This is a genomic window from Apilactobacillus bombintestini (genome assembly GCF_003627035.1).
Taxonomy (GTDB): Bacteria; Bacillota; Bacilli; order Lactobacillales; family Lactobacillaceae; genus Apilactobacillus; species Apilactobacillus bombintestini.
Genome location: NZ_CP032626.1, coordinates 936,072 through 955,892, shown reverse-complemented (window position 1 = coordinate 955,892; position 19,821 = coordinate 936,072). Strand labels below are relative to the sequence as shown.

Here is a 19,821-nt window from a genome sequence, read left to right as displayed (position 1 = left end):
ATATATATCTAAAAAAGTATACCATATACGACGTGTTCATTTTAAACGAAAAGTTTGACGAATTTTTTTCTAACTGTAATAATAGATAGTTATTACCAAAGGGGGTAACGTGATAATGAGAAAAATACATAACTTAGTAGACTCTACATGGGTAGAATTAGTAGATGCAGATACTAGCGAAGTAGTAGAAAGCATCGATGATTATAAGTTACCTAACATTTTAAAAGGATACATGTTAGATGCCCATGAACATTCACGTTTTGAATATGATAATGTTAAAAAATACTCAGTATTAATAATTAGATCATTGGAAAGTGGACAAGATGAAAGCGTAAAAACTTCACCTGTTGTAGTAGCTTTTACTGATAAACTAATTATTACCAAAAGTTCTTCTCGTTACCGTATTAAACAAGAGTCAAGATGTAATAAGTTTGATGTTATTTTCAACATACTACAAAAGATTAATAAGCCTTATATGAATAAGCTAGATAAGATTAATGAAAGTGTAGAAAGACTACAAAATAATCCACACAAAAACCATATTAATAATCGTAGCTTAAATAACATTGCAATTTTGAAGAGTGATTTAGTTTACTTAAAAACTGCCACTGCAGCTAATATAATGTCTATTTCACAATTACAAAAATCCAGCGACAACTTTGATATTCCGGTTTCATTTAATCAACGTCAAGATCAACACATTGATGATGTGGCTGTTGAATATAATGAAAGCAAGTATATGTTTGATGTATTAGATGAAGTTGTTAGCCAAATTGAAGATACTTACAGCAATATTATTAATAATAATTTAAATGAAATAATGAAAGTACTTACTGTATGGTCATTGATTTTAGCTATTCCTCCAATTATTAGTGGATTTTATGGAATGAACGTGGTCACTTTACCATTTGCAAATAGTGTGTGGTCATGGTTCTTTACGCTTGTAATTACTGTCATCATTATTTATGTAATGCTTTACTATTTGAAGAAACACCACGACCTATAAAATAAGACATAGTATTTGTCATATTGTTAATATATAATTATATAGTTATTAAATTATATATGTTATATAAGATGAAAGCGTTTACTTTTCACTTACACAATTGTATAATAGTAAATGTAAAAAATTAGTAAAACTTAATGTTACTAAATTTTTCTAAATAAAATATGATAATGAGGTCAAAGAGAAGGAGTGTTTCGTAATGGATTTCATAATTGGTATTTTGCCAGCTCTTTTATGGGGAGTTGGACCACTAATCGCTACTAAGGTTGGTGGGCGACCAATAGAGCAAGTTTTAGGAACAGGTTATGGTCAATTTGTTATAGGGGTTGTTATTTACCTATTCACGAGACCTGCTATTAGTTTCCAAGAATTCTTGTGGCCATTTTTAGGTGGATTGCTCTGGTCAATTGCACAATATATGCAATTTAGTTCTTTTAATAAGATGAATGTTTCCACTGCGATGCCAATTTCTACAGGACTTCAATTAATTGAAATTCCACTTTGTGGTGTTATTTTCTTTGGCGAATGGGGCACACCATTAGCTAAGTTAATTGGATTTTTGAGTATTGCATTACTAATTGTTGGAATTGCTTCAACTAGCTATGTAGACAAAGGTGTTGTAAGAAAGAAGATGGATTACAAGTCTGGACTTGTATTACTATTTGTTGGATCATTTGGTTACACAGCATGTTCAGTATTTCCAAGAATCACTAATGCACCAGGTTTAGTTGGTTTATTACCACAAACATTAGGTATGTGCCTAGGAGCTATTATTATTTCTATGGTTATGAATGGTAAATCATCTATTGGCTATCTAAAATCTAAATTTACATTTAGATGCAGTATCATTGGTCTATTAGGTGGTTTAGGTACTTTAGCATACTTAACATCCTTAAAGCTAAATGGTGTTGCTACTGCATTCCCATTAACACAAATGAACGTAGTAGTATCTACATTAGGTGGATTACTAATCCTAAATGAACAAAAGAATAAGAAAGAAGTTACATTTACAGTTATTGGATTATTAATGATTGTAATTGCTGCTATTCTAATTGGACACTTAAGTTAATATTTAAAAAGAGGTATTCATGGTGATTGTTAAATCATTGTGAATATCTTTTTTTGTAAATTAAAAGCCACTAAAGTTTTAAACTTTAGTGGCTTTATTATTGTGATATAAAGTATTTTATTTAAATAGAATGGGCAATAAAGAAAATACCTTTGATAATGAATAAAATTCCCAATAGTAGGATTGCAGATAGTGCAGAAGCTAATGGTGAGATTAATAATAAAATACCAATAATTATTCCAACTATAGAGAAGATAAGATCCATAACAAAATATCCTTGACTGATATTTTGAATATATTTAGCGATAGATAGTAGGGTAATGGAATCCAAAATGAACATGATAGCAAAGAAAATAGCTACATAAATCATTCCGAATACGACATTAAATAGCATTAATACACCTACTAAAATATCTATAATACTGTTTAAAACAATCCATTTCTTGGAATCAAAGATTCTACTCATATGAGATAGTTTAAAGATTCCTACGATAATTGATAAAATACCTGTAATAATAACAATGGTACTTAGTACAGTAAAAGGTGTAACGATTGCAATAATACCTGCAATTACAGATAAAATACCAATTATAAAAGAGAATGGATCAAATTCATTAATTCTGTTCACAATATCCACTTCCTTTTTAATAGTACATATATATTATAAACTAAATAGATATAATTAAAATTATACTGTTTGTGTAAAAGGGTAAGTTTAATCATTTGGTAAGTAGAGTTGGCATCGTTATAATTATTTTATAAATAATGATTAGGAGTAATAACTTGGACAAAATAATACCCATTTTAGAACGACATAAAAATTTAATTAAAGTTAAACATAGGGGAGAATTTGGTTATTTCTTTCCGGATACTAATATATTAGATGAAAATTTTAAAATTAGAACGGTATTACAAGCAGAAAAATGTTTGCGAAGTTATTTACCGGAGGATTCATCTGATACCATTATGGTTCCTGTAAATATCAACCTAACTAAGAAGTTATATACCGTGCAAGCAGTGTCTAAAACAGATGTAATGAATGGTGGTAATGGGGATTTAGGAACTTATGAAATTGATGGTATGGGTAAAATAAAAAAGCATGAAGGATAAAATTCCTTCATGCTTTTTATTAATATTAGTGTATTAGAATTTAGCACTACCTGGTTCACGTGGGAATGGGATAACATCTCTGATGTTTTCCATACCAGTGATATACATAACTAGACGTTCGAAACCAATTCCAAATCCGGAGTGTTTAATTTCTCCGTATTTTCTAAGTTCTTGGTACCAGTCGTATTCTTCTGGAGTTAAACCAAATTCATGAATCTTGTCGTTTAAGACATCTTCTCTTTCTTCACGTTCACTACCACCGACAATTTCACCGATGCCAGGTACTAAACAGTCAGCAGCGGCAACAGTTTTACCATCATCGTTATCACGCATGTAGAATGCTTTGATATCACGTGGATAGTCAGTTAAGAAAGTAGGGCGTTTATATACTTCTTCACATAAGTAACGTTCATGTTCAGATTGTAAATCAATTCCCCATTTAACTGGAACTTTAAATTCTTTATCTGCATCTTGTAAGATCTTAATAGCATCAGTGTATGTAACACGTGCGAAATCTTTGTTTGCAGTATTCTTTAATTTTTCAATTAAACCAGGTTTAACATTTTCGTCTAAGAATGCTAGTTCATCTTTAGCATGTTCTAGAACATAGTTGATAACATATTTTAATAGTCCTTCAGCTACATCCATCATTCCAGGAAGACGAGTGTAAGCCATGTCAGGTTCAATCATCCAGAATTCAGAAGCGTGGCGAGGAGTATGTGAATTTTCAGCTCTAAATGTAGGACCGAAAGTATATACATTTCTAAATGCCATAGTAAATGCTTCTTCTGGAAGTTGACCACTAACAGTTAGGTTAGTTTCTGTCTTAAAGAAATCTTTAGAGTTATCTACCTTACCATTTTCATCCTTAGGTAGGTTGTTTGGATCTAGAGTAGTAACTCTGAACATTTCACCGGCACCTTCAGTATCACTGCTAGTGATAATTGGTGTGTTAACGTATACGAAATCGTTGTGTTGTAAGTATTCATGTACAGCAAATGCTGCTAATGAACGAATTCTAAATACTGAGTAGAAAGTATTAGTACGAGGACGTAGGTGAGCAATTGTACGTAAGTATTCGTATGATTGCTTTTTCTTTTGTAGTGGGTAGTCAGAGTTAGAATGACCAACTAATTCTACTTTTTCTCCGTGTACTTCAAATGGTTGAGGTGCATCAGGAGTTTTTACAAAAGTTCCTTCTACAGTAATAGTGGAAGCAATAGGTAATTTGCTAATTGCTTCAAAGTTTTCATTGTTTTTCTTAACAATAACTTGTGCACTCTTTAAGCATGATCCATCGTTTAATTCGATGAAACTGATGTTTTTAGAGCCACGAATGGTTTTAATTGAACCTTCAAGAGCAACTGTGGAGTTGTCTTCTAGATCTTTAGTGAATAGATCTTTAACAGTAAGTTGTTTCATGCAATTCACACCTTCCTATAATTCTAAGTATAAATAAAAAACTTCCGTCCTAATAATTAGGACGAAAGTTCCGCGGTACCACCTAAAGTGCCTATTAATAGGCCACTCTAACGAATAACGCATCGCAAGCGTTCATCCTTACTTAAGTTTCAGGATGAAAACAAATAGGTGTTATTCATAGATAATAGTGTTACTAAGCTTACACCATCCTTAGCTCGCTGATAAATACTATCTATTACTCCTCCGTATTATCGTACTTAGATTATTTATCTTTACATCGTCTTCAATATTAACACTATTTATATGATAAATACAATATAAATTACAATTCGAAGAACGAAATTTTGCATTATAAAAAATGTACAAAAGTCATGAATTATTGATTTATATATGCTAATATTATTTGAAATTACTAAAAGAGAGGATAAACCATGAAAGCTATATCAGTTGATAGTATAAATGAATCTAATCCATTTATAGAAATAGATATTCCAGATATTGAAGATAATGAAGTCTTAATTAAAGTACATGCAATTGGTGTTAATCATGTAGATTTACTTTGGATAGATCAAAAGCAAAATATGAATAGCATAATACCAGGATTGGAAATGTCTGGTGAGATTGTTAAAAGTAATTCTTCTAACTTACCTGTAGGAACTAGGGTGGCTGCATTATTGGACAATAGTGGATATGCTGAATATGTTGCGGTAGATGCTTCACGTGTTATTTTATTACCAGATGAAGTTAGCTATGAAGAAGGTGCAACTATTCCCGAAAGCTTTTTAACAGCTTATCAGACACTATTTATGGTGGGACATTTAAAACCACAACAAACAGTTTTAATTCATGCAGGAGCTAGTGGAGTTGGAACGGCAGCTATTCAATTAGCTAAGAAATTGTGCGATGCCACTGTAATAACTACATCTAGTGAAAGAAAGACAGCTATTTGTAAGAATTATGGTGCTGATTATGCATTAGATTACAACAAGCAAAATTTTGCAGATGAAGTGGCAAAAATTACTAATGGTAAAGGTGCCAACTTAGTGTTAGATTTTATTGGAGCTAGTTATTTTGACAAAAACATTGCTTCTTTAGGACAAAACGGACAATTAGTTTTAATCGGAAATTTGGGCGGCAATATTGTTTCTAATGTGGATTTATTATCATTAATGTCAAAAGGTATTACTATCACTGGTACTTTGCTTTCGACTCGGCCTAAAGAATATAAGGCAGATTTAATTTCACAATTTAATAAAGTTGCTATGCCGTTATTAAAATCTAAAAAAATACGTTTAAAAGTAGGGAGCATTTTTGATTTTGATCAAGCTGCTGAGGCAGTTGATTATATGCGAAATAAAAAGAATGTAGGGAAAATAGTTTTAAAAATATAAAATTATATTAAATTTATTACAATTTATTTCAGTTTTTTTATATTTTGTTATAATTCTATTCATAAATGTAATCTCTACTTAGTCTGTTTGAAATATTAATTGTATACAATTAAGTCACAATAATTATTAAGGAATGATATCTTTGAAAATTAAATATTTATTAATGAGTGTAGGAATTGCTTTGATTGGATTCTTCACATTCGCTATACAACCAATGACAACGAATGCAAGTCAAAACAATGTCTACGACTTGTCAGAGTGGCAGGGTAATTTTACTGATAATCAAGTAAAAATACTAAAAAAAGAGGTACCATTCGTTATTCTAAGAGTTCAATTCGGAAGTAATTATTATGATAAAACTTTTAATCATAATGTATCCTTATTGAAAAAATATGGAGTACCTTACGGGGTATATTCATTTAGTCAGTATATAAATCCTGACGATGCAAAAAAAGAAGCTCAAGATTTATATCATAGAGCTCCTGATGCAAAATTTTATGTAAATGATTATGAGCAACAAACAGTCAAATCCGGTGGCACAGATAATGCCACTTTGGCATGGGTTAACGCATTACGCCCATTAGTAAATGGTAGAAAAATTTTATTTTATTCTTACCAAAGTTTTATGCTACAACATGCTTCTAAAGCAGTGAGTGCATATGATGGTTATTGGTTGGCTGCATACCAATCAAAAGAACCGCAACGAGAACATGTTTTATGGCAATATACTGATCATTATTTTTCACCCGCATTAAATCAATATGTGGATTCCAGTTTGTTAACTTCCAAAAATAGTGATTGGTTTATTGGTGGAAATTCTAAACCTAAGCCAGTAGCTCCTGCTTCTACTGGAAGCTATAGTAAATTCTATAGTGTTATGACGGTTCGTGATACTACTAATGCTAAATTTTATAATCATGCAGTCGGTGATAAAAAATATGCAAAACAATTATCTGCAAACTATACAGGTAAGCATTTTAAAGGCTATAACGTAAACATTGATTGTAAAGCTATAGTTAATAATGTAGTTTATTATCGTTGCTATGTAGGTAAGAAATTAGTGGGATGGATTCGATCATCCGCATTAGGTCCACACATTTCATATACTAAAACTAAAGGTACTAAGAAGGTTAGATTAAATACTAACTATAATTTCTATAACCACATACCAGATAGTCACTTTGGAAATATTAAAAAGGTAGCTAACGGTAAATCATATTCTAGAAAAAAGGTTACTTTATCTGATAAAGCTAAGAAAGATGGTTGGCGTAGTTATTATTACAAGTGCTATTACCGAGGAAAATTAATTGGTTGGATTTATCAACGTGCTTTCTAAAATTACAAATAAAAAGGCATCCAGAATAACCTGGATGCCTTTTTCATTTAAAAATGGAGGCGGCGGGAGTCGAACCCGCGTCCGAGCATATCGCCATTCGAATATCTACGCTCATAGGGATACTATTTGAAGTTTCACTAACCAAAGCACCGTATTCCAGGGTTATCATGATTAGCTAACCTGATTAGTCTCTTTTACTTAACTTCAGGTGGGAGCAAGTAACGTAAGCCTACTTCATATAAAACCCAATTTAGCCCATAGGCGAGACTAGTTGGATTGTCGTAGACTGCTTATTAGGCAGCTAAAGCGACGTTGTTTGAATTATTGTTTGCAGTTATAATTTAAAAACTGGACGGTTGAGCAGACGCCGCTGCGAACGCAATTCGGATTCGAACTATACCCGTCGAATCCATAACGCCCCCAAATGTACATATTCATGTTACCATATTTATTGGAATAGTAAAATAATATTAAACCCAATATTGTAAACAATTAAGTATTTATAAAATAAAAATATACCTAAAATGAAGGTGAAGTAATGAAAGCATATTCTATTGCCAGTGAACATGTTCCACACTTTTTTGTTAGATTAAGAAAAAGACATATGGATAAATGGTTTGTGCATGAATTAAAAGCTACTAAAAAGGATAGACAACATTTTAACCACGAATATTTAAATAAGGAATTAGAAATTGATCAAATTGGATTTTATAAAAATCATTTTTGGTTTCATTTTATAAGAAATAATAATTCTGGCTGGATTCCAAATAAGTTTATTCGTAAAAATTATAGGGTACTAAAATTATCAACGACCAACCAGTCGCAGGATGATTCTAGTACAGTAGCTGGATTAATCACGATGATAAATTTTGCTAACCCATCTTTTGATATCAGAAGTAAAATATTGAATCCTAATGAAACACTTTCATTAAAGATGTTTAGAAAATTTTTGGTTGATAGTGTAGGATCATATAAAAACTTAAATAAAAAATCATATCGAAGAATTAGAAGCCAAATAAATAGGAATAGACCCGTTATTATATGGGGAAGTGATGATGATAAATGTATTATATTATTTGGTTTTAATCATCGTGAGTTTTTCTGTTTTGATTTGTCAGACAGAAGTAACAAAACTATTTCGGTTAGCAATTTAACTAAAATTTGGAAACGTAGTGGATATAAAGCAGTTAGTTATTAATACACAAAAAAGGACAACCATAAAAATGGTTGTCCTTTTTACAATTAATCACCCGCACGGGGCTCGAACCCGTAACTCCGCCTTGAGAGGGCGACGTCTTAAACCAGTTTGACCAGCGGGCAATAAAATAACTTACACAATTTATATTACTATTCATGCATTGAAGTGTCAATATAGCCGCCACGTTGACAGATTATAAAAGATTGTATTAGTATAAAAGTATAGCATTTTTGGGTATTCGCCAAATGGTAAGGCAGGGGACTCTGAATCCCTAATCTACTGGTTCGAGCCCAGTATACCCAATCTGTTGGCATAAAAAAAGCCGTCACAACATAGTGATGGCTTTTTTATTTTATTTAAGATAACGAAGTGAGTAAGCAGCAAATACGATAATAGAAATTATCATTATGATAACTTGGTACATTGCAACCATAGGATATATAACATAAACAATAGTGAACCCAATTATCATAAGTATCCAAAGCGCAAAGTTAACGTATTTTTTAGTTTCTACAAACATAAATAGTAATTGAATTAATACCAATATTAATGACAATATCCCAGTGTTAATCATGGTGGTATCATCACCATCTGATGATAAAATCATGGGTAAGGTTAGTGTTTCAAAAAGTGTTAAAGATAAGCAAACTTCAATTATTCTCAACCATATTTTTATTAAATCTTTATTTTTATTCATAAGTTTGTATGTATCCTCCATATATAATATTCAATATATCAAGAATAGCACAGAAACTTATTAAATAAAATTGTGAATCGTATGCATATATCATTCAATACTGGCATTAAGTATATTTTTACAATGATTAATTGCCCACTTGTGACTTTCAATATTGGTTCCACAAATACCATTTTCGTGAATTATAATTTTATAATTAAGATTATATGCGGAGATGGCGGTGTGTAATATGCAAATATCGGTACATACGCCCACTAAATGGAGAGTATTAATATTTCGTTCACGTAAATATAAATCCAAAGAAGTACCAGCAAAAGCACTATAACGATGTTTACTTAGTAAATATACTTGAGACTTATTTTCATGTAACTTGTACCAACGGTTTAAGTCGCCAAAAAATTCTCGTCCCCATGTGTTTTTTATATTATGTGGAGGAAACAGTTTATATTCAGGATTAAATTTGTTGCTTATTTCATGAAGATCGGTGGGTAAAATGATATATTTTCCTTGTTGATAGAATTGTTGCGCTAAATTTACGATATAACTACTTAATTTTTGGCCAGTTTTACCAACGGTTAATGTACCATTATCATGTATAAAATCATTGGTATAGTCAATGATCAATAGAGCTTCATTTGCCATATTACACATCTCCCTTATTATTTTGTTACCATTATATTAGATAGATGCTAGTAATAGTATCTTAATTTTTTCAAAATAAAAAAGCAGTAATAATACTGCTTTGTCTAATTTTAGAATTATTTATATTACTTTATTCAAATGATAAATCTAGAAAATATTTATGAAGAGAAGGTACGTAGCTAGTGGTTACCCATACTTGATGGTAATCATTAGACTCGCTTCTGGTCATTTTACTAAAGTAGTCTAATATAGCACCGTTTTCTTCTAAAAAGGATTCGTTCATACGATTGGCACGAAGGCGATTCTTAGGGAAAAATAAATCGGGATTACCTACAGATATATCATCTTGAATATACATTTGTAGAGAATTCATATATTTATCATTACTGATAACCACTTTATTTGGATTTTCTTTAGCAAACATCAATACGTTTCTAATTGCATCTGAATTACTTCCCATAGTATTCTCCTTTATATTTTTATTTATGAATGAATAGTCTAAACCCTTTTAAAATAACAAACTAAAGTATATAATAATTCTTTGAATTTTCAAACGAAAAAAGTAAAAAAGATAGGAGTGAACCAAGAAAAAATGATAAAACTAGCTAAGAAGAATTTAGTTTGGTGGGCAGTCATTGCAGCTATTTTGTTTATGATTTTGCAAGTATCTTGTGACTTGTATTTGCCTACAGTTACCTCTAATTTGATTGATAAAGGGGTAGCAGAAAATAACATCGGATATATTTGGTCAGAAGGACTAAAAATGTTAGGTGTCGCCTTTATAGGTGTATTAGCTGCTGCAGGAAATATTTATTTCGCGGCTACACAATCACAAAAAATGGGAAAGAAAATACGTTCATCCCTATACAGAAAAATTATTTATTTAGCCGATCAAGACTTGGATAAGTTTGGTGATGCTTCATTAATTACTAGAAATACTAATGATGTTGTTCAAATTCAAAACGTTATGATTCAAGTTCTAAGAATGATGGTAATGGCACCAATTATGTTGGTAGGTGCTATGGCATTGGCATTCGTAAAGAGTCCACGTCTTACCGTAGTATTCTTATGTTCATTGGTTGTTTTAGCCGTTGCAGTTTCTGCAATTATGGCTTTTGCAGGTCCTTTGTTTAAAAAATTACAAGGACAAACTGATAAATTGAACTTAGTCTTTAGAGAAGGACTTACTGGGGTACGAGTAATTCGTGCTTTTAATCGCGATAAGTATGAACAAAATCGTTTTGACCAATACAATAATAAATATGCCAAAACTGGTATTCACGTATTTATGTTAGTTTCATTAATGTTTCCACTAATGACTTTCATTTTGAGTGGTACCAATGTTGGAATTGTTTGGTTTGGTGCCAAAATGATTTCACATAATACATTGGCAGTAGGTAACTTAGTTTCCTTTATGACTTATGCAACACAAATACTTATTAGCTTTATGATGTTATCAATGCTATTTGTATTTATTCCTCGTGCACAAGCATCTGCTAGCCGTATTAATGAAGTATTAGATGTTAAAGATTCAATTGTAGATCCTAAGGAAGCTACTGAAGTTAAATCAGATAAAAGTAGTTTAGCTTTTGATCATGTTGATTTTAAATACGGTGATAGTTCTAAATTAGCATTGAGTGATATTGACTTTTCTGCTAAAGCAGGACAAACCGTTGCCATTATTGGAGAAACTGGTTCAGGTAAATCAAGTTTAGTTAACTTAATTCCACGTTTATATGATGTAACTAACGGTGAAATTAGAATTAACGACACTCCTATTAAAGAAATGACTCAACATCAATTGCATAAGTTGATTTCTATTACGCAACAAAAAGCTGTTTTATTCACTGGTTCAGTTCGTGAAAACATGCAATATGGTAACGAAACAGCTAGTGATGATGAAATCTGGCAAGCATTAAAAGTAGCTAAAGCTGACGACTTCATCCAAGAAGAGGGCGGCTTAGATGCTAAAGTTGAACAAAACGGAGATAATTTCTCTGGTGGACAAAAACAACGTTTAGCAATTGCTAGAACTATTTTGAAGAATGCTTCTATTTATGTCTTTGATGATTCATTCTCTGCATTGGACTTCAAGACTGATGCACAATTGCGTCAAGCATTAAATAAAGATGAAAAGATCCAAAAAGCTATTACTGTTATCGTAGCTCAAAGAATTTCTACAGTTGCCGATGCAGATTTAATCTTAGTATTAAATGATGGAAAAGTAGTAGGTGCCGGTACTCATAAAGAATTATCTGCAAACAATTCATACTACCGTGCTATCTTAGATTCACAAATTAAGAAAGGAGACGATGACCATGAATAATCAACCTAAGCAAAGTAAACCAGAAAACTTTTGGTCAGCTACATGGCGATTAGTTAAGTATGTAAATCCATGGATGATTGGAATTATTGTTACTTTGATTATGGCTACAGCTGCCGTGGTGCTACAAATCGTTACTCCTAAAATTTTAGGTGAAGCTACTACTGAAATTTATAAAGGTGTTATGAAAGCCTTTGTAATGAAAAAACAAGGATTGCATGTAAGTTCAATTCCTATCGACTTTAGCGCCGTTGGTCGTATTTTGATTTTAGTAGCTGCTTTGTATATCTTGGCTGCACTATTTAATGTGGGTCAACAATTCATCATGACTTACATTTCTCAAAAGGTAGTTTACCAACTAAGAAAAGATTTAAAAGCTAAGCTACAAAGATTACCTATTTCATACTACGATACTCATTCCAATGGGGATATCATGTCACGTATGATTAATGATATGGATAATATTTCCACAATGCTACAAACTAACTTAACGCAATTTATTACTAGTGTTTTACTATTCTTTGGTGTTTTATATATGATGATCACCATTAGTTGGACATTAACGTTAGTAGCTCTATGTACATTGCCTTTGATTGGTATCATCGTAGGAGTAGTTGCTCCTAAATCACAAAGATACTTTAGTAAACAACAAAGTCATTTAGGGGATGTTAATAGTCAAGTAGAAGAAAATTTTGCTGGACATACTATTATCAAAACCTTTAACCGTGAAGAAGAAGCTATTCAACAATTTGAAGAACAAAATGATAAATACTATGATTCCGCTTGGAAAGCTCAATTTGTTTCTAGTTTCATGTTCCCACTAATGAACTTTGTTAAAAACTTAAACTATGTCTTTGTTGCTATTTTTGGTGGAATTAAGGTTGCTGCAGGAACAGTAACTTTAGGTAATGTTCAAGCATTCTTACAATACGTAAATATGTTTAACCAACCTATTACTAACTTAGCTAACTTAACTAATACTATTCAATCCACAATTGCTTCTGCAGAAAGAATTTTTAACATTTTAGATGAACCTGAAATGGATGAAAATACTGCTAACTTACCTAATGAAGCAACTGATGATAAAATTAAGTTTGAAGATGTTAACTTTAGATATCTTCCAGATACACCATTGATTAAAGACTTTAATCTAGATGTTCCTAAGGGTAAAACAGTTGCTATTGTAGGACCTACAGGGGCAGGTAAAACTACTATCATTAATTTACTAGAACGTTTTTATGATATTGATTCTGGTTCTATTAAATTAGATGGTGTGGATACAAGAGATATGACACGTCCTGAATTACGTTCACATATTTCCATGGTTTTACAAGATAGTTGGCTATTTACTGGAACTATCTGGGACAATATTAAGTATGGAAATGATAACGCAACGGACGAAGAAGTATATCAAGCTGCTAAAGAAGCTCAAGCTGATGAATTCATTGAGAAACTACCTGATGGATACAATACTGTTTTAAATGAATCAGCATCCAATGTTTCTCAAGGACAACGTCAATTAATTACTATTGCTAGAGCATTCTTAGCAAATCCAGAAATTTTGATTTTAGATGAAGCAACTAGTTCAGTAGATACTAGAACTGAGTCATTAATTCAAAATGCTATGGATAAATTGATTAAGGGTAGAACTAGTTTCGTGGTTGCCCATCGTTTATCTACTATTCAAAATGCAGAAAAGATTATTGTTATGAATCATGGTCAAATTATTGAAACAGGAAACCATAAATCATTAATGGATCAAAATGGTTTCTATGCTGATTTATATAACTCACAATTTATTGGTAATAACTTATAACTAGGTGACGATAAAATGAAATATTCAAAGACGCAACAAGCTGTTAATAAACTAGTTGAGGATAAAGTAGTACCAGGTGTTAATTACGCATTTATTGATGAAGACGGTGTCCAAAGATATTTAGTAGGAAACCGTGAATTAGTCCCAGAAAAAGTAAAGCTAACTGATGGACATTTAATTTATGATATGGCTTCTATTACTAAAGTAGTGGGAACTACTATGGTAATTTTAAAGTTGTCTGAAGAGGGCATGTTGAATTTAGATGATTCCATTAGTAAATATTTAAGTAGCTGGAAACATCCTGAAGTTACTATTAGAAACCTAATTACGCATACTTCTGGGATTGAAGGCTATATTCCTAATCGTGATAAATTAAATCATGACGAATTAATTGAAGCTTTATTGAATTTAAATGTAGGAAATGAATTAAATCATAAAATGCATTATGCAGATGTTAATTTCATTTTCTTAGGGTTAATTGCAAAAGAAATTACTGGTAAACCTATTCACCAATTAATAACCGAGATGGTTTTAAAACCTATGAATTTAAGTCATAGTGGTTTTAAACCAGATGCTGATAAGTGTGTACCTACTACTTACGACAAGCAAAATGGTCTTTTGCAAGGAAGCGTACATGATCCTAAGGCACAAGTTTTAGGAAGTGACTGCGGTTCGGCTGGGTTATTCAGTAATATGGATGACTTGATTAAGTTTGTGGAATGTATTTTAAATCCTGATAGTAATCCAGTTTTAAAACCGGAAACTGTGAAGGTCTTTTATGTTGATCAAACTAAACATGATTTGGGTAGAAGCTATGGATTTGAAAGAATTAACTATAAGGGGATGCCATTTATTTGGCAATCTGGTTATACTGGAACCTTTATGGTTTTAATTCCTAAATTAAAGAGAGCTATGATATTTCTTTCTAATCGAGTTCATCCGGTTGCACCTAATGAATATTACATTGAACGTCGAAAACCTTTAATTGAAACTTATTTGAATGAAAATAGATAAATAAAAAGACGGATACGTTAAGTATCCGTCTTTTTTGTTAGTTATTAATATGATTCTGAAACGTCAATTTTTTCTTGTGCAGAGAAGTCATCATTAGGGTAACGACGCTTCAATGCTTTGATTAGGATGTGTTTTGCAATGATGTTGTTTCTGGCTAGGATAGGACCGTGGAAGTAGGTACAATAAACATTCTTATAAATAGCACCTTCAGCATGGTCACTACCGTTGTTACCATAACCTTGTTCAACGTCACCTAAAGGACGTTCATCATTTCCAGTGTAAGTGACACCTTGATGATTTTCGAAACCATGGTAAACTTCACCGGTTTCTTTATTCTTAATTTTGATATCACCGATGAAACGATTGTCATCTTGTTGTTCGGTGTAATGATCTAATACACCGATACCAGGAATTTTATCTCCATTAGCATCAATGTAATACTTACCAAGAAGTTGGTAACCACCACAGATAGCTAATAAGCAACCATCGGTATCAATGAATTTTTTAATTTCATCTTTTTTAGTTTGGAAGTCTTTTGAAACGATACTTTGTTCGAAATCTTGGCCTCCACCGAAGACTGCGATGTCATAGTCATCAGCTTTAAAATCTTCATCTAAACTAACTACTTTAGATTCAACATTAATACCCATTTTCTTTCCATAATATTTAAGAACTAAGATGTTTCCTAAATCTCCATAGGTATTCATCAAATCACCATATAAATGGGCGATGTGTAAGGTATATTCCTTAGCCATTATTCCATACCTCCTTTGATGTAACCTTTTTCAGCAAAGTCCTTTCTTAATTGAAGCATAGCAGTATAAGTAGCTAAAATGTAGACTTTGTTAGTTGGTAGAGTAGGGATTTCTTCAACTACTTTTTCTAGGTTAGGTTGTACTTCGTGGATGTTTTCGTCTACTCCGGCAACTTTAAATCTAAAGGTAATATCTTTATATCTTTCTCCACCAGTGATGAATTTCTTAATTGGCATGTTGGTAAATCTTTCAAATTCACCATCCCAGATCCAACTAGTATCAATTCCGTCAGCATAGTTGGCATTTAGTAGACAAATCAATGAGAAGTCATCTTTTTCCTTAGAAATAGTATCGATAACTTGATTTAAACCAACTGGATTCTTAACCAATACTAAGGTAGTTTCTTTACCATCGATATCGATTAATTCTTGACGTCCAAAGACACGTTCATTAGCTGTGAAAGCTTTAGCAATATCTTCTTTATCAACACCTAAAAAGCGACCTACTGAGTAAGCAGCTAGAGCATTATAGATGTTGTAAACACCACCGATGCCGATAGATAAATCTTGTCCATCTACAGTAAAGTCAGAAGAATTAGGAGTTAATGCACCTAATTTGTTCAATGAATGGGTTAATGCAGGACGTGTAAATCCACATTTAGGACAGAAGTAACTACCTAAGTTAGCGTAACTGATGTAGTGATAATGCAAAATGTTTTGACAAACAGGGCATAACACACCATCTGTATTAGGTTCAGCCTTCATATCATCTTCATCAGCATGATTTTTAAATCCATAGTATATCTTAGGGTTAGGTAAATCTACTGAGTTAAAGATAGGTGCATCACCGTTGGCAATGATAGTTGCTTTAGGAGCTAATTTAACCCCATCAATGATTTTCTTGTAAGTAGTATAGATTTCACCATAACGGTCCATTTGATCACGGAAAATATTGGTAAAGACGAAAGCAATAGGTTGAACATATTTAGTTAACTTGATAACGTTTGCTTCATCAACTTCTAGTACCGCTAACGGACGTTTGTTTTTTGGATTCTTTGCTTTTAAGAAAGTAGTTACTAAACCTTGTTCCATATTAGAACCAGAAGGGTTAGTTACCACATTTTCATATTTTTGTTTTAAGACTTGTACGGTTAGAGCGGTAGTTAAAGTTTTACCATTAGTACCTGTAACCACAACAATGTCATAATTTTTTCCTAAATGTTTTAAAATAGCAGGATCAATTGCTGTAGTAATCTTACCAGGTAGTGAACTACCACCGTTCATAAAGGTATGTAAGAACCAATATGAAGACTTACCAGCAAAAGTCGCAAATTCGCTTTTAAGAGACATATTTTGCACTCCTTAGATTATTAATATTCAAAATTTTATCATACTTTACTATTATAGACCGAAAAAAAGCATATTTTTAGTAAATTAACTAACTTTGTGTATGACTATCGAAATTACTCAATAAATCAGCTATAATAATAGATGAGATTTTTTAGAGAAAGCGAGCTTAAAGTTAATCATGGCACAACTATATTATCGCTATGGAGCAATGAACAGTGGTAAATCAATTGAAATTATCAAGGTTGCTCATAATTATGAAGAACAGGGTAAATCAGTTATTATTATGACTAGTGCTTTAGATACTAGAGAAGAACGCGGAACTGTCGCATCTCGTGTAGGCTTAAGTAGAAGTGCCTATGTGATTGAATCTGATACTAATTGCTATGACATGGTTCAAAAGATAGATCCTAACGCTAGTTGTGTTTTAATTGATGAAGCACAATTTTTAAGTAAGGAAAATGTTTTACAATTGGCCAAAATAGTAGATGAATTATCAATTCCAGTAATTGCTTTTGGCTTGAAAAATGATTTCCAAAATAATTTATTTGAAGGATCACGAGCATTATTGCTATATGCAGATAAGATTGAAGAAATGAAGACCATCTGTTGGTTCTGTGGACACAAGGCTACTATGAATCTTCGTTTCCATAATAATCAACCTGTATATGAAGGTGAACAAATTCAAGTAGGTGGTAATGAATCATACTATCCAGTATGTCGTAAGCATTATTTCAATCCACCAATGGACAAAATGGGAAAGTGAGGAGTTAAATAATGGACGAAATTTTTGAAAAATTACAATCCGTTGTAGATAGATACGACGAACTTAACGAATTAATTAGTGACCCTGCAGTTATTGCAGATACTCAACGCTTTATGAAACTTTCTAAAGAAGAAGGAAGTTTACGTGATGTTGTAGAAGCTTACAACAAGTACAAGAGTGTTGTATCACAACTAGACGAAGACAAATCAATGCTAACTGAAAAGTTAGACGATGATATGAATGAAATGGTTAAAGATGAAATTTCTGATTTAGAAGATCAAAAAGCTAAGTTAGAAGAAGACATTAAAATCATGCTTATACCTAAAGACCCTAATGATGATAAAAACATCATTATGGAAATCCACGGTGCTGCTGGTGGTGATGAAGGTAGTTTATTTGCTGCTGATTTATATGATATGTACATTCGCTATGCAGAAAGCCAAGGTTGGAAGACATCTATCATTGATGAAAGTGATACTGAAGTAGGTGGTTTCAAAGAAATCGCTATTATGATTCAAGGTGAAAACGTATATTCCAAACTTAAGTTTGAAAACGGTGCTCACCGTGTACAACGTGTTCCTTCTACTGAATCTGCCGGACGTATTCATACTTCCACAGCCACTGTTGGTGTAATGCCTGAAGCAGAAGATGTTGATATTGATATTGATCCTAAAGATATTAAAACAGATGTTTACCGTGCTTCTGGTGCCGGTGGACAACACGTTAACAAGACATCTTCAGCTGTTCGTATGACCCACTTGCCAACTGGTATCGTTGTAGCTATGCAAGATGAACGTTCACAACAACAAAACCGTGCTAAGGCTATGCAAGTTTTGAAGTCTCGTGTATATGATTACTATCAACAACAAGAAGAAGATAAATATGATGCTGAAAGAAAATCAGCTGTTGGTACAGGAGACCGTTCTGAACGTATTAGAACATATAATTATCCACAAAATCGTGTTACCGATCACCGTATTGGACTAACTATTAACAAGTTAGACAAGGTTATGAATGGTGATTTAGAAGAAATCATCGATGCTTTAATTGTCTCTGATCAAGCTAAAAAGTTGGAGAACTTAAAGAATGAATAAAATAACATTTTTCGAAGCCCAGAAAAGGGCTTCTTTGTTTATACAGGAAAAAAATTTAGATTCTAACATGGCAAAGTTCTTTATGACGGAGCTATTTGGATGGGATAATACGCATTTACTACTTCATTATAGGGATGTAATGTCTGATGATGATCAACGTAAATATTTTGATGCTGTGGATAAGTTCATACAGGGACAACCTGCTCAATATATAGTAGGGGAAACTTATTTTTATGGTAATCGATTTAAGGTTGATTCAAGGGTATTAATTCCTAGACCTGAAACTGAAGAGTTAGTGGAATGGCTTTTAAAAGATTATGCACATGTGGATAACTTGAAAGTCTTAGATTTAGGAACTGGGAGCGGTGCTATTGCCGTTTCTTTGAAAAAGGAAAAGCCCAATTGGAACATTACAGCTTCAGATATTTCTTCTGATGCATTAGAAGTGGCTAAAATAAACAATGATGCTAATAAAACTGATGTTAAATTTGTATTAAGTGATTTATTTGAGAACGTCAATGATGATTTTGATGTTATTATCAGCAATCCACCTTACGTGGCTGATGATGAAATTAAGTACATGGATGAGAGCGTTTTAAAATATGAACCTAAACAAGCATTATTTGCTAAAAATAATGGCTTAATGATGTATCAAAAAATTGCCAAATATATTAGAATGAGAGCAGGGGAAAGACATGGTGCTTTGTACTTAGAAATTGGATTTAAACAAAGTCACGATGTTGAAAAAATTTTCTCTGAATTGTTACCTGAAGCTGAGGTCATTTCTAGAAATGATTTCTTTGGCAATCCGAGAATGATTAAAGTTAACTATTAGG

19 protein-coding genes, 2 tRNA genes, 1 other RNA gene and 1 other annotated feature are annotated in these 19,821 nt (G+C 32.2%); of the genes, 13 read left to right on the top strand and 9 right to left on the bottom strand.

What is annotated here, in order from left to right:
* The first annotated feature begins 115 nt into the window (after window positions 1-115).
* Together D7I45_RS04790 and D7I45_RS04785 are read left to right on the top strand one after the other, a co-directional pair.
* Window positions 116-1,006, top strand: a complete 891-nt coding sequence (locus D7I45_RS04790; RefSeq protein ID WP_120784596.1) for a magnesium transporter CorA family protein — start codon at window positions 116-118, stop codon at window positions 1,004-1,006.
* A 199-nt stretch (window positions 1,007-1,205) separates the two neighbouring features.
* Window positions 1,206-2,075, top strand: a complete 870-nt coding sequence (locus tag D7I45_RS04785) for a GRP family sugar transporter (protein ID WP_120784595.1) — start codon at window positions 1,206-1,208, stop codon at window positions 2,073-2,075.
* A 121-nt stretch (window positions 2,076-2,196) separates the two neighbouring features.
* On the opposite strand, the gene D7I45_RS04780 is transcribed toward D7I45_RS04785, so the two are convergent.
* Complete coding sequence (locus D7I45_RS04780; protein ID WP_162924098.1) at window positions 2,197-2,703, bottom strand: DUF308 domain-containing protein; 507 nt, start codon at window positions 2,701-2,703, stop codon at window positions 2,197-2,199.
* Window positions 2,704-2,858: 155 nt separating this feature from the next.
* Between D7I45_RS04780 and D7I45_RS04775 the strand changes: the two genes are divergently transcribed.
* Window positions 2,859-3,185 (top strand): hypothetical protein, encoded by a 327-nt coding sequence (locus D7I45_RS04775; protein WP_120784593.1) that lies wholly within the window; start codon window positions 2,859-2,861, stop codon window positions 3,183-3,185.
* A 33-nt stretch (window positions 3,186-3,218) separates the two neighbouring features.
* On the opposite strand, the gene asnS is transcribed toward D7I45_RS04775, so the two are convergent.
* Complete coding sequence (gene asnS / locus D7I45_RS04770; protein WP_120784592.1) at window positions 3,219-4,607, bottom strand: asparagine--tRNA ligase; 1,389 nt, start codon at window positions 4,605-4,607, stop codon at window positions 3,219-3,221.
* Between the two features lie 54 nt (window positions 4,608-4,661).
* Window positions 4,662-4,868 (bottom strand) — a binding site (T-box leader).
* 170 nt (window positions 4,869-5,038) lie between these two features.
* On the opposite strand from asnS, the gene D7I45_RS04765 reads away from it, so the two are divergent.
* Window positions 5,039-5,998 carry an NAD(P)H-quinone oxidoreductase gene (locus tag D7I45_RS04765; protein ID WP_120784591.1) on the top strand — a complete coding sequence of 320 codons (960 nt, stop codon included), beginning with the start codon at window positions 5,039-5,041 and terminating at the stop codon, window positions 5,996-5,998.
* 142 nt (window positions 5,999-6,140) lie between these two features.
* Window positions 6,141-7,334 (top strand): GH25 family lysozyme, encoded by a 1,194-nt coding sequence (locus tag D7I45_RS04760; protein ID WP_205570324.1) that lies wholly within the window; start codon window positions 6,141-6,143, stop codon window positions 7,332-7,334.
* 51 nt (window positions 7,335-7,385) lie between these two features.
* On the opposite strand, the gene ssrA is transcribed toward D7I45_RS04760, so the two are convergent.
* Window positions 7,386-7,756, bottom strand: a transfer-messenger RNA (tmRNA) gene (ssrA, locus tag D7I45_RS04755).
* Between the two features lie 116 nt (window positions 7,757-7,872).
* On the opposite strand from ssrA, the gene D7I45_RS04750 reads away from it, so the two are divergent.
* On the top strand, window positions 7,873-8,532 hold the full coding sequence (locus D7I45_RS04750) for a hypothetical protein (RefSeq protein WP_120784589.1): 660 nt from the start codon (window positions 7,873-7,875) through the stop codon (window positions 8,530-8,532).
* A gap of 48 nt (window positions 8,533-8,580) precedes the next feature.
* On the opposite strand, the gene D7I45_RS04745 is transcribed toward D7I45_RS04750, so the two are convergent.
* A tRNA-Glu gene (locus D7I45_RS04745) sits at window positions 8,581-8,654 on the bottom strand.
* 109 nt (window positions 8,655-8,763) lie between these two features.
* On the opposite strand from D7I45_RS04745, the gene D7I45_RS04740 reads away from it, so the two are divergent.
* A tRNA-Gln gene (locus D7I45_RS04740) sits at window positions 8,764-8,835 on the top strand.
* Between the two features lie 49 nt (window positions 8,836-8,884).
* On the opposite strand, the gene D7I45_RS04735 is transcribed toward D7I45_RS04740, so the two are convergent.
* The 3 genes from D7I45_RS04735 to D7I45_RS04725 all read right to left on the bottom strand — a co-directional run bounded on the left by D7I45_RS04735 (window position 8,885) and on the right by D7I45_RS04725 (window position 10,331).
* Complete coding sequence (locus tag D7I45_RS04735) at window positions 8,885-9,139, bottom strand: hypothetical protein (RefSeq protein WP_162924097.1); 255 nt, start codon at window positions 9,137-9,139, stop codon at window positions 8,885-8,887.
* A 180-nt stretch (window positions 9,140-9,319) separates the two neighbouring features.
* On the bottom strand, window positions 9,320-9,871 hold the full coding sequence (locus tag D7I45_RS04730; protein ID WP_120784587.1) for a cysteine hydrolase family protein: 552 nt from the start codon (window positions 9,869-9,871) through the stop codon (window positions 9,320-9,322).
* 130 nt (window positions 9,872-10,001) lie between these two features.
* Window positions 10,002-10,331: a hypothetical protein gene (locus tag D7I45_RS04725; RefSeq protein WP_120784586.1), complete on the bottom strand. Its 330-nt coding sequence runs from the start codon at window positions 10,329-10,331 to the stop codon at window positions 10,002-10,004.
* A gap of 132 nt (window positions 10,332-10,463) precedes the next feature.
* On the opposite strand from D7I45_RS04725, the gene D7I45_RS04720 reads away from it, so the two are divergent.
* Genes D7I45_RS04720 through D7I45_RS04710 form a run of 3 tightly spaced genes read left to right on the top strand, consistent with a single transcriptional unit; the run spans window position 10,464 to window position 15,024 of the window.
* On the top strand, window positions 10,464-12,197 hold the full coding sequence (locus tag D7I45_RS04720) for an ABC transporter ATP-binding protein (protein WP_120784585.1): 1,734 nt from the start codon (window positions 10,464-10,466) through the stop codon (window positions 12,195-12,197).
* Window positions 12,190-14,010, top strand: a complete 1,821-nt coding sequence (locus D7I45_RS04715) for an ABC transporter ATP-binding protein (protein ID WP_120784584.1) — start codon at window positions 12,190-12,192, stop codon at window positions 14,008-14,010. Before D7I45_RS04720 ends, D7I45_RS04715 begins: the two co-directional genes overlap by 8 nt.
* 15 nt (window positions 14,011-14,025) lie before the next feature.
* Window positions 14,026-15,024 carry a serine hydrolase domain-containing protein gene (locus D7I45_RS04710; protein WP_120784583.1) on the top strand — a complete coding sequence of 333 codons (999 nt, stop codon included), beginning with the start codon at window positions 14,026-14,028 and terminating at the stop codon, window positions 15,022-15,024.
* A gap of 44 nt (window positions 15,025-15,068) precedes the next feature.
* Here the strand turns inward: D7I45_RS04710 and D7I45_RS04705 are convergent, their stop codons facing one another.
* Window positions 15,069-15,779, bottom strand: a complete 711-nt coding sequence (locus tag D7I45_RS04705) for a type 1 glutamine amidotransferase (protein ID WP_120784582.1) — start codon at window positions 15,777-15,779, stop codon at window positions 15,069-15,071.
* Window positions 15,779-17,128, bottom strand: a complete 1,350-nt coding sequence (locus tag D7I45_RS04700; protein ID WP_120784581.1) for a Mur ligase family protein — start codon at window positions 17,126-17,128, stop codon at window positions 15,779-15,781. The genes D7I45_RS04705 and D7I45_RS04700 overlap by 1 nt, the downstream gene beginning before the upstream one ends.
* A gap of 178 nt (window positions 17,129-17,306) precedes the next feature.
* Here D7I45_RS04700 and D7I45_RS04695 point away from each other — a divergent pair, with 178 nt between their 5' ends.
* Genes D7I45_RS04695 through prmC form a run of 3 tightly spaced genes read left to right on the top strand, consistent with a single transcriptional unit; the run spans window position 17,307 to window position 19,820 of the window.
* Window positions 17,307-17,891: a thymidine kinase gene (locus D7I45_RS04695; RefSeq protein WP_120784580.1), complete on the top strand. Its 585-nt coding sequence runs from the start codon at window positions 17,307-17,309 to the stop codon at window positions 17,889-17,891.
* 11 nt (window positions 17,892-17,902) lie between these two features.
* On the top strand, window positions 17,903-18,985 hold the full coding sequence (gene prfA / locus D7I45_RS04690; RefSeq protein ID WP_120784579.1) for a peptide chain release factor 1: 1,083 nt from the start codon (window positions 17,903-17,905) through the stop codon (window positions 18,983-18,985).
* Window positions 18,978-19,820 (top strand): peptide chain release factor N(5)-glutamine methyltransferase, encoded by an 843-nt coding sequence (gene prmC, locus D7I45_RS04685; RefSeq protein WP_120784578.1) that lies wholly within the window; start codon window positions 18,978-18,980, stop codon window positions 19,818-19,820. Before prfA ends, prmC begins: the two co-directional genes overlap by 8 nt.
* Window position 19,821: the final 1 nt, after the last annotated feature.